A 16,237-nucleotide genomic window follows, 5' to 3' on the forward strand; every position below is an offset into this window, starting at 1 on the left:
TTATAGAGAAATGAAATAAAATCTGAACAAATCAATTAGGAATTTAAAGCATTTTATAACAACGTTTTAGAGTAATGGGGTGCTATTTCAACTTCAATCCACTATAATATAGATAAAAAACAACTCCCTGAGTACTCAAGGAGTTGTCTATAGTTAAATTAGTGTTTAGAAGCTTCTTGGAATTCTGGGTTTTTCCATGCTTCGTCAATGATAGCTTGCAATTCTTTAGCAGATGCTTGCATTTTTTGAGTTTCTGCGTCGTTCAATGGGATATTTACTGGACGAACGATACCATGTGCACCAACAACAGCTGGTTGACCGATAAAGACGTTCTCAACTCCGTATTGACCTTCTTGGAATACTGAAAGTGGAAGTACTGCATTTTCATCGTCAAGGATTGCTTTAGTGATACGAGCAAGGGCTACTGCGATACCGTAGTATGTTGCACCTTTTTTGTTGATGATTGTGTAGGCTGCATCACGAACACCTTCGAACAATTCAATCAATTCAGCTTCTTGAACATTTTGAGTGTCTTTAAGGAATTCTTCAAGGTTTACACCAGCGATGTTTGCGTGTGACCAAACAGCGAACTCAGAGTCACCGTGTTCACCCATGATGTAAGCGTGAACTGAACGAGCATCAACATCCAATTTTTCAGCAAGTGCTTGACGGAAACGAGCTGAGTCAAGTGAAGTACCTGAACCGATAACGCGTTCTTTAGGGAAACCAGAGAATTTCCAAGTTGAGTAAGTCAAAACGTCAACTGGGTTAGCAGCAACAAGGAAGATACCTTTGAAACCTGATTCAACAACTTGAGTTACGATTGATTTGTTGATAGCAAGGTTTTTACCTACAAGGTCAAGACGAGTTTCACCTGGTTTTTGAGGCGCACCTGCAGTGATCACAACAAGGTCAGCGTCTGCACAGTCAGAGTATTGAGCTGCATAGATTTTTTTAGGTGAAGTGAAGGCAAGGGCGTGACTAAGGTCAAGTGCGTCACCAACAGCTTTTTCATGCAATTGTGGAATTTCGATAATTCCAAGCTCTTGTGCAATTCCTTGGTTAACCAGTGCAAAAGCGTAAGATGAACCTACAGCACCATCTCCGACAAGGATAACTTTTTTGTGTTGTTTAGTTGAAGTCATTGTTCTAAACATCTCCTTAATTTTATTAGGGGATTTTCCCCAGACAACTTCATTCTATCACTTTTAAAAAACTTTGTCACGAATATGCCTTATAGTTCTCAATGTAAACGTTTTAGTGGTTTAGAGGCTGAAATAGATGGGAATTTATGGTATAATGTTGTTACTTACTAATTGTGAAATGAGGCATTTATTAATGCAGGATAAAAATTTAGTGAATGTCAATCTGACAAAGGAGATGAAGACGAGCTTTATCGATTACGCCATGAGTGTTATCGTAGCCCGGGCTCTTCCTGATGTTCGAGATGGCTTGAAACCTGTTCACCGTCGCATTCTCTACGGAATGAATGAATTGGGTGTTACTCCAGACAAACCTCATAAAAAATCTGCTCGTATTACAGGGGACGTCATGGGTAAATACCACCCACACGGGGATTTCTCTATCTATGAAGCAATGGTCCGCATGGCTCAATGGTGGAGTTACCGTTACATGCTTGTAGATGGGCATGGAAACTTTGGTTCCATGGATGGAGATGGTGCTGCCGCCCAGCGTTATACTGAGGCACGCATGAGCAAGATTGCTCTGGAAATGCTTCGTGACATCAATAAAAATACGGTTGATTTCGTCGATAACTATGATGCCAATGAACGTGAACCCTTGGTCTTGCCTGCACGTTTTCCAAATCTTTTGGTCAATGGAGCAACTGGTATTGCCGTTGGGATGGCGACCAATATTCCACCTCATAACCTGGGTGAAACCATTGATGCAGTGAAGTTGGTCATGGACAATCCTGAAGTGACTACCAAGGACTTGATGGAAGTCTTGCCTGGTCCAGATTTTCCAACAGGTGCCCTTGTCATGGGGAAATCAGGCATTCATAAGGCTTATGAAACAGGTAAAGGTTCGATTGTCCTTCGTTCTCGTACTGAAATCGAAGAAACTAAGACTGGCCGTGAGCGCATCGTTGTGACAGAATTTCCATACATGGTCAATAAAACCAAGGTACATGAGCATATTGTTCGTTTGGTTCAGGAAAAAAGGATTGAGGGCATCACAGCAGTACGTGATGAGTCAAACCGTGAAGGGGTTCGTTTCGTGATCGAGGTCAAGCGCGATGCCTCGGCCAATGTTATCCTCAATAACCTCTTTAAGATGACCCAGATGCAAACCAATTTTGGTTTCAATATGCTTGCAATCCAAAATGGTGTACCGAAGATTTTGTCCCTTCGTCAGATTTTGGATGCTTATATCGAGCACCAAAAAGAAGTAGTTGTTCGTCGGACCCGTTTTGATAAGGAAAAAGCGGAAGCACGCGCTCATATCTTAGAAGGTCTCTTAATTGCGCTAGACCATATCGATGAAGTGATTCGTATCATCCGTGCTAGTGAAACGGATGCGGAAGCACAAGCTGAGTTGATGAGTAAATTTAAGCTTTCTGAACGTCAAAGTCAGGCCATCCTTGATATGCGTCTTCGTCGTTTGACAGGTTTGGAACGCGATAAGATTCAGTCTGAGTATGATGACCTCTTGGCTCTGATTGCGGATTTGGCGGATATTCTTGCTAAGCCAGAACGTGTTTCTCAAATTATCAAAGACGAATTAGATGAAGTTAAACGTAAATTTTCCGATAAACGTCGTACTGAATTGATGGTTGGTGAAGTCTTAAGCCTCGAAGATGAGGACTTGATTGAAGAATCAGATGTCTTAATTACGCTTTCTAACAAGGGGTACATCAAACGTCTGGACCAAGACGAATTTACTGCTCAAAAACGTGGGGGTCGTGGTGTTCAAGGTACAGGTGTTAAGGATGATGATTTTGTTCGTGAGTTAGTGTCAACTAGCACCCATGATCACCTGCTCTTCTTCACAAACAAAGGACGTGTCTATCGTCTGAAAGGTTATGAAATTCCTGAGTATGGTCGGACTGCCAAAGGGCTACCAGTAGTTAATCTCTTGAAATTGGATGAAGACGAAAGTATTCAGACGGTTATCAATGTTGAGTCTGATCGCAGTGACGATGCTTATCTCTTCTTTACAACCCGTCACGGTATTGTGAAGAGAACCAGTGTTAAGGAATTTGCCAATATTCGTCAAAATGGTCTCAAAGCGCTGAATCTAAAGGATGAAGATGAGTTAATCAATGTCTTGTTGACGGAAGAAGATACGGATATTATCATTGGTACCAAGTTTGGTTATGCAGTTCGCTTTAATCAATCAGCCGTTCGTGGTATGAGCCGTATCGCCACTGGTGTGAAAGGTGTTAATCTCCGTGATGGAGACACAGTAGTCGGAGCGAGCGTAATTACTGATCAAGATGAGATTCTTATCATTACTGAAAAAGGATATGGTAAGCGTACAGTCGCTACTGAATACCCAACAAAAGGTCGTGGTGGTAAGGGAATGCAGACAGCTAAAATTACCGAAAAAAATGGCTTGCTGGCCGGTCTTATGACTGTTCAAGGGGATGAGGATTTGATGATTATCACTGATACAGGTGTCATGATTCGAACCAATCTTGCCAATATTTCACAAACAGGACGCGCAACTATGGGAGTTAAAGTAATGCGCCTGGATCAAGATGCTCAGATAGTGACCTTCACAACGGTTGCAGCGGCAGAAAAAGAAGAAGTTGGGACAGAAAATGAAACAGAAGGTGAAGCATAATGTCTCAAAAAAATAATAAAAAGAAAAACAAACGAAAAAATCTGCTGACAAATATCCTAGCAGGATTTCTGATAGTACTGTCACTGGCTTTGATTTTTAATGCGCAAATTCGTGATATGTTCATGGTCTGGAATACCAATAAGTATCAAGTTAGCCAGGTATCAAAAGAAAAATTAGAAGAAAATCAGGATACAGAAGGAAATTTTGATTTTGATTCGGTCAAAGCAATTTCTTCGGAGGCTGTTCTAGCTTCTCAATGGGATGCTCAAAAATTACCAGTTATTGGGGGAATTGCAATTCCTGAATTGGAAATGAATTTGCCGATTTTTAAAGGACTTGATAATGTTAATCTCTTCTATGGTGCTGGTACAATGAAACGCGAGCAAGTAATGGGAGAAGGAAATTATAGTCTAGCTAGTCACCATATCTTTGGTGTTGATAATGCTAATAAAATGTTATTTTCTCCTTTAGATAATGCTAAAAATGGTATGAAGATTTATCTAACTGATAAAAATAAAGTTTATACCTATGAAATCCGTGAAGTCAAACGTGTGACACCGGATCGTGTTGATGAAGTTGATGATAGAGATGGGGTTAATGAAATCACATTAGTAACCTGTGAAGACCTTGCTGCTACAGAACGTATTATTGTAAAAGGTGATTTGAAAGAAACAAAAGATTATTCACAAACATCTGATGAAATCCTAACAGCTTTCAATCAACCGTATAAACAATTTTATTAGTACAAATCAGTGAAATCATGGATTTCACTGATTTTTTAAGATTTTCATAAAAATAAACTTTTATGAAATATAGAAAACGCTTCCTTAATTCTAAAGTTTGTGATATAATTATCAAGAAAAAAAGATTTAGGAGTTTATTATGGTTTCTTCAGAATTTATCTCAAAGATTGAATTTGCTTGCAAGAAGAAAGAAAGTCTTTATAGCCAAAGCAAATTTAAGTATGCAATTCGTTCTATGTTCGCGGGTGCATTTTTAACCTTTAGTACAGCTGCAGGTGCAGTTGGGGCTGACTTGATTAATAAAATCGCACCAGGTAGTGGACGCTTCCTTTTCCCATTTGTCTTTGCTTGGGGCTTGGCCTATATTGTTTTCTTAAATGCCGAGTTGGTAACATCAAATATGATGTTTTTGACTGCTGGTAGTTTCTTGAAAAAAATCTCTTGGAGAAAAACAGCCGAGATTTTACTATACTGTACCTTGTTCAACCTTATCGGTGCCTTGATAGCAGGTTGGGGTTTCGCTCACTCGGCAGCCTATGCACATCTGACTCACGATAGCTTTATTTCAGGGGTTGTTGAGATGAAATTAGGCCGTTCAAATGAATTAGTCTTGCTTGAGGCGATTTTGGCAAATATTTTCGTAAATATTGCGATTCTTTCATTTGTTTTGGTCAAAGATGGTGGTGCCAAACTTTGGCTTGTGTTGTCAGCTATTTACATGTTTGTATTCTTAACAAACGAGCACATTGCGGCGAACTTTGCTTCTTTCGCGATTGTGAAATTCAGTGTTGCTGCGGATTCAATTGCTAATTTCGATGTTGGAAATATGCTTCGTCACTGGGGTGTAACCTTCATCGGAAACTTTATCGGAGGAGGCCTCTTGATGGGTCTTCCATATGCCTTCCTCAATAAAAACGAAGATACTTATGTAGATTAAGAAAATGAGCACGATTGAGTCGTGCCTTTTTGTTTTGTAAGAAGTAATAGCCACTCCTTATATCAAAATATAGAAAAGAGGTATTAGTCAAGATAGGTCGATAGTGCTAGAATATCCTTAATGAAACTATATGGAGGTCGCCTTATGACTCGTGATTTTAAATTTGAAACTCTACAACTACATGCTGGTCAAGTTGTGGATCCAGCAACTAAGTCTCGTGCAGTGCCGATTTATCAGACAACATCCTTTGTTTTTGATGATACGCAGGAAGGTGCCGATTTGTTTGCCTTGAGGAAACCAGGGAACATTTATACTCGTATTACCAATCCTACAACAGCTGCTTTTGAAGAAAGAATTGCAACTCTCGAAGGTGGTGTCGGAGCTCTTGCAACAGCATCAGGTATGGCAGCAGTGACTTATACGATTTTGGCTCTTGCCCATGCTGGTGACCATGTTGTAGCAGCCTCAACTATTTACGATGGAACCTTCAATCTCTTGAAAGAAACCCTTCCTCGTTATGGGATCACAACAACCTTTGTCGATGTGGATAATTTGGAGGAAGTGGAAGCAGCTATCAAAGACAATACCAAGCTTGTCTTGATTGAAACCTTGGGCAATCCCTTGATAAACATTCCTGACTTGGAAAAATTGGCTGAGATTGCTCATAAACACCAGATTCCACTAGTTTCGGATAATACCTTTGCTACACCATATTTGATTAACGTCTTCTCTCACGGTGTAGATATTGCTATTCACTCTGCGACTAAGTTTATCGGTGGGCATGGTACAACTATTGGTGGAGTGATTGTCGATAGTGGTCGTTTTGACTGGGCGGCTTCAGGTAAATTTCCTCAATTTGTTGAGGAAGACCCAAGCTATCATAACTTGAGCTATACTCGTGATGTGGGTGCAGCAGCCTTTATTATCGCTGTCCGTGTTCAATTGCTTCGTGATACTGGTGCAGCCTTGTCGCCATTTAATGCCTTCCTCTTGCTTCAAGGACTTGAAACCCTTTCACTTCGTGTGGAACGCCATGTGCAAAATGCAGAGAAAATTGTTGATTTCCTTGTCAACCATCCTAAGGTAGAAAAGGTCAATTATCCAAAACTTGCAGATAGTCCTTATCATGCCTTGGCTGAGAAATACTTGCCAAAAGGTGTGGGCTCCATCTTTACCTTCCATGTCAAAGGTGGGGAGGCAGAAGCACGCAGGGTAATTGATCATTTAGAAATCTTCTCTGACCTTGCAAACGTAGCGGATGCCAAGTCTCTGGTTGTCCATCCAGCAACAACCACTCACGGTCAATTGTCAGAAAAAGACCTAGAAGCAGCAGGTGTCACACCAAACCAAATCCGCTTGTCTATCGGACTTGAAAATGTAGATGATTTGATTGAAGACTTGCGCTTGGCCTTGGAAAAAATTTAAAGTAAAAGAAGATAAACAGTGGGTTTTGACTCACTGTTTTTGATTTTCCCTCAGGCATGATATAATGGTTACAGAAGCCTAGAAAGAGGAACGATATGAACGAAATCAAATGTCCCAACTGTGGGGAAGTCTTTACAGTAAATGAAAGTCAGTATGCTGAACTTCTGTCTCAAGTGAGAACAGCAGAGTTTGATAAGGAACTACATGATTGGATGAAGCAGGAGTTGGCCTTGGCTGAGCAAAAGTCCATGAATGAACAACAGTCTAAACTGGCTCAAAAAGACAAAGAAATTGCTCAATTGCAGAGTCAAATCCAAAACTTTGATACAGAAAAAGAATTGGCCAAGAAAGAGGTTGAACAGACAAGCTATCAGGCCTTATTGGCTAAGGATAAGGAAGTACAGGCCTTGGAAAACCAACTGGCTACCTTGCGTTTGGAACATGAAAATCAACTACAAAAGACCCTTTCTGACCTAGAAAAAGAACGAGACCAGGTCAAAAATCAGCTCCTACTACAAGAAAAGGAAAATGAGCTTTCTCTTGCTTCAGTTAAGCAAAACTATGAAGCCCAGCTTAAAGCAGCTAGTGAACAAGTCGAGTTTTATAAGAATTTTAAGGCTCAACAATCTACAAAAGCGATTGGGGAAAGTCTGGAACAGTATGCAGAGAGTGAGTTTAACAAGGTCCGTAGTTTTGCCTTTCCAAATGCCTGCTTTGAGAAGGATAACAAGGTTTCTGCGCGTGGGTCTAAAGGGGACTTTATCTTCCGTGAGTGTGATGAAAATGGAGTGGAAATCATTTCCATCATGTTTGAGATGAAAAATGAAGCGGATGGAACAGAGAAGAAGCACAAGAATGCAGATTTTTATAAGGAATTGGACAAGGATCGTCGGGAGAAGAACTGTGAGTATGCCGTTTTGGTGACCATGCTTGAGGCCGATAATGACTACTTTAACACGGGTATCGTGGATGTCAGTCATGAGTATGAAAAGATGTATGTGGTTCGACCTCAATTCTTTATCCAGTTGATTGGACTCCTGCGAAATGCGGCGCTTAATTCTCTAAAATACAAGCAGGAGTTGGCCTTGGTTCGTGAGCAAAATATCGATATTACACATTTTGAGGAAGACTTGGATGCCTTTAAACTAGCTTTTGCTAAAAATTATAATTCAGCTTCGACCAACTTTGGAAAAGCTATTGATGAAATCGACAAGGCCATCAAACGTATGGAAGAGGTCAAGAAATTCCTAACCACATCTGAAAACCAACTTCGACTCGCAAACAATAAATTGGAAGATGTTTCCGTCAAAAAATTGACCCGGAAAAATCCAACCATGAAAGCTAAGTTTGAAGCGCTGAAGGGGGAGTGAGAAAGCAAAAATGAACGGTATTATCAACTTAAAAAAAGAAGCGGGGATGACCTCGCATGATGCGGTTTTTAAACTGCGTAAGATTTTGGGAACCAAGAAAATTGGTCATGGTGGGACCTTGGATCCGAATGTAGTGGGCGTTTTGCCCATTGCGGTTGGCAAGGCGACACGCATGGTCGAGTTTATGCAGGACGAGGGCAAGGTCTATGAGGGGGAAATCACTCTTGGCTATTCCACGACGACTGAGGATGCCAGTGGGGAAGTGGTCGCAGAGACACCTGTTCTATCGCCCTTGGATGAAAAACTTGTCGATGGAGCGATTACTAGCTTAACTGGGTCTATTAGTCAGATTCCACCTATGTACTCAGCAGTTAAGGTCAATGGTCGCAAGCTCTATGAGTATGCGCGTGCTGGTCAAGAAGTAGAGCGTCCAGAGCGTCAGGTGATCATTTATCAATTTGAGCGGACAAGTCCGATTTCTTATGAGGGTCATCTTGCACGCTTTACTTTTCGTGTGAAATGCAGTAAAGGGACTTATATCCGTACCTTGTCAGTTGACTTGGGAGAGAAGCTTGGCTATGCGGCCCATATGTCTCAGTTAACTCGTACTAGTGCAGCTGGTTTGCAACTAGAAGATGCTCTTACCTTGGAAGAAATTGCTGAAAAAGTGGAGGCTAGCCAATTGGACTTTCTCCATCCTTTAGAGATTGGAACAGGGGATCTTGTTAAAGTTTTCCTAAGTCCAGAAGAGGCTACAGAAGTGCGCTTTGGTCGTTTTATCGAACTCGAACAAACAGAACAAGAATTAGCTGCCTTTGAAGGAGATAAATTGTTAGCCATTCTAGAAAAACGGGACAAACTCTACAAGCCAAGGAAGGTTTTTAGCTAGTCTAACTGAGGTGTAGGGATTGGAATTCTTTCCCTAGACCATCCAAATCAGACTATAAATTTTGTAAAAAATGTGATAGAATAGACGACGGATAAAAAAACGGAGGATAGCATGCAAAATAGACCAATCATTATCGGAGTGACAGGTGGTTCTGGTGGGGGTAAGACCAGTGTTTCAAGAGCCATTTTATCGCATTTCCCTGATGAAAAGATTTCCATGATTGAGCATGATTCATACTACAAGGATCAGTCTCACTTGACCTTTGAAGAGCGTGTCAAAACCAACTACGACCATCCTTTTGCCTTTGATACAGACTTGATGATTGAGCAGATAAAGGAATTGTTGGCAGGGCGTCCGGTGGACATCCCGACTTATGACTATACAGAGCATACACGAAGCAGCAAGACCTATCGTCAAGAGCCTCAAGATGTCTTTATCGTTGAGGGGATTTTGGTCTTGGAGGACAAGCGTCTGCGCGATTTGATGGACATCAAGATTTTTGTGGATACGGATGATGATGTGCGCATTATTCGTCGTATCAAGCGCGATATGGAAGAACGTGGCCGTAGCCTTGATAGCGTTATTGACCAGTATCTAGGTGTGGTCAAACCCATGTACCACCAGTTTATCGAGCCAACCAAGCGGTATGCTGATATTGTCATTCCTGAAGGGGTTAGCAATACAGTGGCTATCGACCTGTTGACGACCAAGATTGCAAAGATTTTGGAAGAAGCTCGAAACAGCAAATAAACAGATGAATTAGATTTAAGTAAATTTATTGTATATGTATTAAGTTTGGAAAATAAATAATCAAAAGAAACTAAGTTTTCTCTAAATCGTTCTAAGAAAGAGTGAGTAATATGAACAAAAACTCAGTAAAATTTGGATTAGCAAGCGCATGCTTAACTTCTGCTATCTTATTTGGGGTACATACAGTTGAAGCTTCTGACCAATCTTCAAACATTCAACAAAACGAGTCTGATAGTTATGGCAAGGATTTAACTACGTATAAGGCAGAAACAACAAAATATGAATTAGATAAGAAAGCATATGAAGCAGAACTGAAAGCCTACAATGAAAGTGTGGCTAAATATGAAGCGGACAAGGCTGAATACGATAGAGCTGTTTTAGCAAATAAAGAACTTACTACCAAATATGAAGCTGATAAAGCAGCCTATGAAAAAGCAAAAGCTGAATATGACAAAGTGTTAGCTGCAAACAAAGAGACACTTACAAAATACGAAAGTGACCTTTCGGAATACAATAAACAAAAAGCTGAGGCAGACAAGGTAAAAGCTGAATACGAAAAACTTAAAGCTGAGTGGGACGCTAAAAAAGCACAATATGAAAAAGATAAAGCGGCCTATGACAAAGCTCAAACTGACTATAATATGGCCAAAGCTGATTATGACGTTAAACTCGCAACATACAATACAAAACTTGCAGAATACAATAAACAAGTTAAATCTAATGAAGCTGCTGATAAAATTGAAAACGATAAACGTAGAGCAGAATATAACGAAAAATTGAAAAAATTCGAAGAAGAATCGAAGAAACCAGGTCGTTTTGCAAGTGAAGAAAAAAACTATTTGATTTTCGTTAAAGAACCAAATGCTAAAATTAGCATCGAAGTTAAAGATACTGGGGATACTGGTGCGCTCGCTATGATTAAAGATACTGCTAAAGACTTTAGGTTTTGGCAACTAAATCATAAAAAGTTGAGTAGCGACCAATTATCAGATGAAGCATTAGCCAAAAATAATTTGACAGATAAGATCATCAAACGATGGGATGAAACAGTAACAGGTTATCGAGAATACGGCAAAGACCCACATATCACCACATATCCTGTCATTGCCAAAAAAGATAGACCATTTACAGTAACTTATACGAACTTAGAGAATACAACTTATGATAAGAAAAAAGTTACACGTATTGATTATGAATACACTGTCTTAGATACCGGTAGTTCTGTTGATACAATGCAAATTTCTCCTGCCTACGATCCAACTATTTCAGTATCTATTTATGGTGATTTAAAAAAACATGGATATAGTACAAGAGTTCGTATGAAACCAACTCTATATCTTGAAGATGGAACGAAAGTGATTCCAACAAAAGAAAAACCAATCATGTTCGCAGTAAGCTCTATGAATACAGGATGGAACGATTATTCTTGGAACTCATCTAATTTTGCAGACAATAAGGATATGTTTAAAGAATTCTATGGGAAATCAGGAGTTTATGAGGAATACTTAAATGACGAATTTAAGAAACTGTATAACGTAGACATCGAAACAGCATCAAAACCCGGCGGATTGTTGAGTGCCCCTGCTAAACGTCAAGAGTGGGGGACAAAAAAAGCAGAATTGAAACAAGCATACCAAAAAGATGAAGAAGAGTACAAAAAAGATGGTTTCAAAAAAGTCAAAGATTATATGACTAACAAATATGGATCCAATGTGAATACATGGCCTAGTACCTATCGTGAAATTGTGTATGCTATTCATAATGCTTCATTTATCAAATTGAATGAATCTTTTGTTGATAAACATGGTGATGGAATTTATGCTGATAAAACATTAGATGAAATTAACAGTGGAAACCCGGTATGGGATAACCAAGAATCACCTTACAAGTACAGGGGTGCAGGTGTTATAAAAGTGACAGAAGATGGCTTCTATTTGGAATTTGGTGCAACCGTCCCATTCACTCAATTATTCGGAATCAACACGGCTATCGTTGACGAATATATTGAAGTGAAACCGAAATTAGAATTGGTTGAAACACCAAAACCAACGCCACCAACTCCACCGATTGAACCAAAACAACCAGAGCTTAAAGAACCAACACCATTAGGAGTTGCTCCAAAAGAACCAAACAAGTTCGATAAAGAAAAACCAGTGAAACCTGACTTGAAAGAACCAACGCCACCAACGAGACCAGTGGAGCCACCAAAAGTGGAGAAACCAGTGGAACCGCCAAAAGTGGAGAAACCAACAAAACAAGTTGAGACACTAAAAGAGGAGATACCAACGAAACTAGTTGAGCCACCAAAAGAGGAAAAACCAACATTGCCACGTACGGGGAGTGCGTCGGACATGAGTATGACTGTGGTTGGGTTATTAACAACTTTAGCATCATTCTTTGTGTTTACTAAACGTAAAGATGAAAGTAACAAATAGTTATCAAGGTTTTGTCGAAAAGATTTAAGCAGAAGGCAAAAAGTTCACTTTTAAAATATCAAAAAAACGAGTATATCCGTAATTGGAGATACTCGTTTTCTTATGCCATAAGCTGTCAGATATTTGTTGTAAACCTATTATTTATTTTTCCCTCATAATGGTACATAAATGGAGATTTTTAGGCATATTTTTGGTATAATAATACCCATGAAAGAGCAAGAAAATGAATAGTAGGTGGAGATGGAAAAGTATTTATCGGTAACAACTTTGACCAAGTATCTGAAAATGAAATTCGATAAAGACCCTTACTTGGAACGGGTCTATTTAACTGGTCAAGTTTCCAACTTTCGTAAACGACCTACTCACCAATATTTCTCCCTAAAGGATGACCATGCAGTTATTCAAGCGACCATCTGGTCTGGGATTTATCAAAAATTAGGCTTCGACCTAGAAGAAGGAATGAAAATCAATGTGATTGGGCGTGTGCAGGTCTATGAACCGAGCGGTAGCTACTCCATCATCATTGAAAAGGCTGAGCCTGATGGGGTTGGGGCGCTTGCGATTCAGTTTGAACAACTCAAGAAAAAATTGACAGAAGAAGGACTGTTTCAAGAGAGATTCAAGCAACCTCTTCCCCAATTTTCTAAGAGAATTGGTGTAGTAACCAGTCGCAGCGGAGCCGTTATTCGAGATATTATCACGACCGTCAGCAGGCGATTTCCAGGTGTCGATATCCTACTTTATCCAACTAAGGTGCAAGGAGATGGAGCAGCAGAGGAAATTGCTCGAAATATTGCGCGTGCTAATCAACGGGACGATTTGGATTTGCTGATTATTGGTCGTGGAGGTGGTTCCATAGAGGATCTCTGGGCCTTTAACGAAGAAATTGTGGTACGAGCTATTTTTGAGTCTCGTTTGCCAGTTATCTCTAGTGTTGGGCATGAGACGGATGTGACCTTGGCGGATTTTGTGGCAGATCGCCGCGCTGCGACGCCGACAGCGGCAGCTGAATTAGCAACACCTGTGACAAAGTTGGATGTATTAGCTCATTTGCAAAATCAGGAAAAACGGATGGCAACAGCAGTCCGAAATGTCCTATCGAAGAAACAAGAAGCTTTGAAAAAATGCAGTCAGTCAGTCATCTTTAGACAGCCAGAGCGTTTGTATGATGGCTATTTGCAACGGCTAGACCAATTACAACTGCGATTAAAACAAAGTTTGCGAACACGGATTTCTGATAACAAACAGACAGTACAAGCAAGGACGCATCGACTGGTACAATTATCACCCGTTACCAAAATCCAACGCTATCAAGACCGTCTAGGTCAGTTGGACAAGCTTCTCCGTAGCCAAATGGCTCTGGTTTATGATGCCAAAGTTGCTGAGGTCAAGCGACTTTCAGAAGCCTTACTGATGTTGGATACCAGTCGAATCGTGGCGCGTGGCTATGCAATTGTCAAAAAAGAAGAGTCAGTTGTGGATTCGGTTGAGAGTTTGAAGAAAAAAGACCAAGTAACGCTTTTGATGCGAGATGGTCAAGTAGAATTAGAGGTTAAAGATGTCAAAACAAAAGAAATTTGAGGAAAATCTAGCAGAACTGGAGACCATTGTCCAAAGTTTGGAAAATGGTGAAATTGCTCTGGAAGATGCGATTGCTGCCTTTCAAAAGGGTATGGTCTTGTCAAAAGAGCTCCAAGCGACGCTGGACAAGGCTGAAAAGACCTTGGTCAAGGTCATGCAAGAAGACGGAACAGAAAGTGATTTTGAATGAAGAAGCAAGAAAAATTAGCTCTTGTCGAATCGGCTTTGGATGATTTTTATGGAGACCAGCAGTTTGCCTCTAGTTTGCGAGAGTCTGTTCTATATTCCATTCATGCTGGTGGCAAGCGTATTCGGCCTTTTCTCTTGTTAGAAGTTTTGGAAGCCTTGCAGGTCGCTATTAAACCTGCTCACGCGCAGGTGGCTGCGGCCTTGGAAATGATTCATACAGGGAGCTTGATTCATGATGATCTTCCAGCTATGGATGATGATGATTACCGTCGAGGGCGTTTGACCAACCATAAGAAATTCGGTGAAGCTATGGCCATTTTGGCTGGAGATGCCTTGTTCCTAGATCCTTATGCTTTGATAGCGCAGGCAGATTTGCCAAGTCAGATTAAGGTAGACTTGATTTCCAACTTATCCCTTGCTTCAGGTAGTCTGGGTATGGTGGCAGGGCAGGTTTTGGACATGGAGGGAGAACACCAACTTTTGTCTTTGGAAGAACTTCAGACCATTCATGCTAATAAGACTGGAAAACTACTAGCCTTTCCTTTCCAAGCGGCTGCTATCATTGCGGAATTGGCACCTGAAATGCAGGCAAAGCTGAAAACTATTGGGGAATTGATTGGACTTGCTTTTCAAGTTCGAGATGATGTGTTAGATGTGACAGCTAGTTTTGAGGAAATCGGTAAGACACCACAAAAGGACCTACAGGCTGAAAAGTCAACCTATCCTGCTTTGTTGGGCTTGGAAGAGGCTATTGCCTTTTGTAACCAAACTCTGGATCAAGCTAATGCAAAATTAGAAGAAATTGCCCAGCAGGTTCCCTTTGAAACAGAATCGATTGTAAAAGTAGTAGAAAGTTTGAGAATCAATGGCTAAGGAAAGAGTGGATGTACTAGCTTATAAACAAGGCTTGTTTGAAACGCGAGAACAGGCCAAGCGTGGTGTCATGGCTGGTCTAGTCGTAGCAGTTCTTAACGGAGAACGTTTTGATAAACCAGGAGAGAAAATTCCAGATGACACCGAGTTAAAACTTAAGGGTGAAAAACTCAAGTACGTCAGCCGTGGTGGCTTGAAACTGGAGAAGGCCTTGCAGGTCTTTGATTTGTCAGTAGAAGGGGCAACAACGATTGATATCGGTGCCTCTACTGGAGGTTTTACCGATGTTATGTTGCAAAATGGTGCTGAGTTAGTCTTTGCAGTCGATGTCGGTACCAATCAATTGGCTTGGAAACTACGCCAAGACCCACGGGTTGTCAGTATGGAGCAGTTCAATTTCCGCTATGCTGAAAAGACTGATTTCGAGCAGGAACCGAGCTTTGCCAGCATTGACGTGAGTTTCATTTCCCTCAGTCTGATTCTTCCGGCCTTGCATCGTGTCTTGGCTGATCAAGGTCAGGTTGTGGCTCTGGTTAAGCCCCAGTTTGAGGCAGGACGTGAGCAGATTGGGAAAAATGGAATTATTCGAGATGCTAAAGTTCATCAGAATGTCCTTGAATCTGTAACAGCTATGGCAGCAGAGGAAGGCTTTTCAGTCCTTGGATTGGATTTTTCTCCTATCCAAGGCGGTCATGGAAATATTGAGTTTTTAGTGTATTTGAAAAAAGAAGAGTCAGCAAGCAATCAGGTTCTTGCTGAAATTGAAGAAGTAGTAGAGAGGGCGCATAGTCAATTTAAAAATGAATAAAAAAGAGAGACTTGAAAAAATTAGACGATTTGTGACAGATTATCAAATCGGTACACAAGAAGAAATTGTAGAACATTTGAAAGAAGCAGGTATCACTGCCACTCAAGCGACGGTATCACGAGATATCAAAGAACTAGGTATTGTCAAAATTCCTTTGAGAGATAACACCTATGTCTATGAATTACCAAAATCAATCGTGAAAAGTTTGCAACTGGCTGAAGACAATATTGAATCAGCTGAATTGATGGATAAGATGATTAATCTCCAAGTTATTCCAGGAAATACAGCTTTTGTAAAAGCTCAGTTAATCGAGACTTTTGCGGATAAGATTTTTAGCTGTTTGGCTGATGATAGTTCGATTTTAGTCATTGCCAGAAGTGAAAGTCTAGCTGAGGAAATCTTTGAACAAGTAAAAAATTGGTAGGTCTAT

14 protein-coding genes are annotated in these 16,237 nt (G+C 40.5%); 13 read left to right on the forward strand and 1 reads right to left on the reverse strand.

From position 1 onward, the window contains the following. Positions 1-158: 158 nt before the first annotated feature. Positions 159-1,145 carry an L-lactate dehydrogenase gene (locus AC6I9F_RS05060; RefSeq protein ID WP_498023141.1) on the reverse strand — a complete coding sequence of 329 codons (987 nt, stop codon included), beginning with the start codon at positions 1,143-1,145 and terminating at the stop codon, positions 159-161. Positions 1,146-1,338: 193 nt separating this feature from the next. Here AC6I9F_RS05060 and gyrA point away from each other — a divergent pair, with 193 nt between their 5' ends. The 13 genes from gyrA to AC6I9F_RS05125 all read left to right on the forward strand — a co-directional run bounded on the left by gyrA (position 1,339) and on the right by AC6I9F_RS05125 (position 16,231). Further along, entirely contained in the window at positions 1,339-3,807 is a 2,469-nt protein-coding gene (gene gyrA, locus AC6I9F_RS05065) for a DNA gyrase subunit A (RefSeq protein ID WP_498023183.1), read from the forward strand. Continuing rightward, positions 3,807-4,550, forward strand: a complete 744-nt coding sequence (gene srtA / locus AC6I9F_RS05070; protein WP_498023142.1) for a sortase SrtA — start codon at positions 3,807-3,809, stop codon at positions 4,548-4,550. Before gyrA ends, srtA begins: the two co-directional genes overlap by 1 nt. Positions 4,551-4,689: 139 nt before the next feature. Continuing rightward, entirely contained in the window at positions 4,690-5,487 is a 798-nt protein-coding gene (locus tag AC6I9F_RS05075) for a formate/nitrite transporter family protein (protein ID WP_498023143.1), read from the forward strand. 144 nt (positions 5,488-5,631) lie between these two features. Further along, entirely contained in the window at positions 5,632-6,912 is a 1,281-nt protein-coding gene (locus tag AC6I9F_RS05080) for an O-acetylhomoserine aminocarboxypropyltransferase/cysteine synthase family protein (RefSeq protein WP_498023185.1), read from the forward strand. A 95-nt stretch (positions 6,913-7,007) separates the two neighbouring features. Then, positions 7,008-8,282, forward strand: a complete 1,275-nt coding sequence (locus AC6I9F_RS05085) for a DUF2130 domain-containing protein (protein WP_498023144.1) — start codon at positions 7,008-7,010, stop codon at positions 8,280-8,282. Between the two features lie 10 nt (positions 8,283-8,292). After that, positions 8,293-9,171: a tRNA pseudouridine(55) synthase TruB gene (gene truB, locus AC6I9F_RS05090; protein WP_173218485.1), complete on the forward strand. Its 879-nt coding sequence runs from the start codon at positions 8,293-8,295 to the stop codon at positions 9,169-9,171. A gap of 111 nt (positions 9,172-9,282) precedes the next feature. Next, positions 9,283-9,921 (forward strand): uridine kinase, encoded by a 639-nt coding sequence (gene udk, locus AC6I9F_RS05095; RefSeq protein ID WP_001181376.1) that lies wholly within the window; start codon positions 9,283-9,285, stop codon positions 9,919-9,921. Between the two features lie 110 nt (positions 9,922-10,031). Beyond that, positions 10,032-12,356, forward strand: coding sequence for an LPXTG cell wall anchor domain-containing protein (locus tag AC6I9F_RS05100; protein WP_498023145.1), 2,325 nt, complete (start codon positions 10,032-10,034; stop codon positions 12,354-12,356). A 240-nt stretch (positions 12,357-12,596) separates the two neighbouring features. Next, positions 12,597-13,937 carry an exodeoxyribonuclease VII large subunit gene (xseA, locus tag AC6I9F_RS05105; RefSeq protein WP_498023146.1) on the forward strand — a complete coding sequence of 447 codons (1,341 nt, stop codon included), beginning with the start codon at positions 12,597-12,599 and terminating at the stop codon, positions 13,935-13,937. Then, the gene (locus tag AC6I9F_RS05110; RefSeq protein ID WP_000043226.1) at positions 13,915-14,127 is read left to right on the forward strand and encodes an exodeoxyribonuclease VII small subunit; all 213 of its coding nucleotides are present in this window, start codon (positions 13,915-13,917) and stop codon (positions 14,125-14,127) included. Before xseA ends, AC6I9F_RS05110 begins: the two co-directional genes overlap by 23 nt. Continuing rightward, a complete protein-coding gene (locus AC6I9F_RS05115; protein WP_498023147.1) occupies positions 14,124-14,999 on the forward strand; it encodes a polyprenyl synthetase family protein in 876 nt (291 codons plus the stop codon). Before AC6I9F_RS05110 ends, AC6I9F_RS05115 begins: the two co-directional genes overlap by 4 nt. Beyond that, positions 14,992-15,807 (forward strand): TlyA family RNA methyltransferase, encoded by an 816-nt coding sequence (locus tag AC6I9F_RS05120; RefSeq protein WP_498023148.1) that lies wholly within the window; start codon positions 14,992-14,994, stop codon positions 15,805-15,807. The genes AC6I9F_RS05115 and AC6I9F_RS05120 overlap by 8 nt, the downstream gene beginning before the upstream one ends. After that, positions 15,800-16,231 (forward strand): arginine repressor, encoded by a 432-nt coding sequence (locus tag AC6I9F_RS05125; protein WP_020900686.1) that lies wholly within the window; start codon positions 15,800-15,802, stop codon positions 16,229-16,231. The genes AC6I9F_RS05120 and AC6I9F_RS05125 overlap by 8 nt, the downstream gene beginning before the upstream one ends. The last annotated feature ends 6 nt before the right edge of the window (positions 16,232-16,237 follow it).

Source organism: Streptococcus nakanonensis (genome assembly GCF_059738785.1).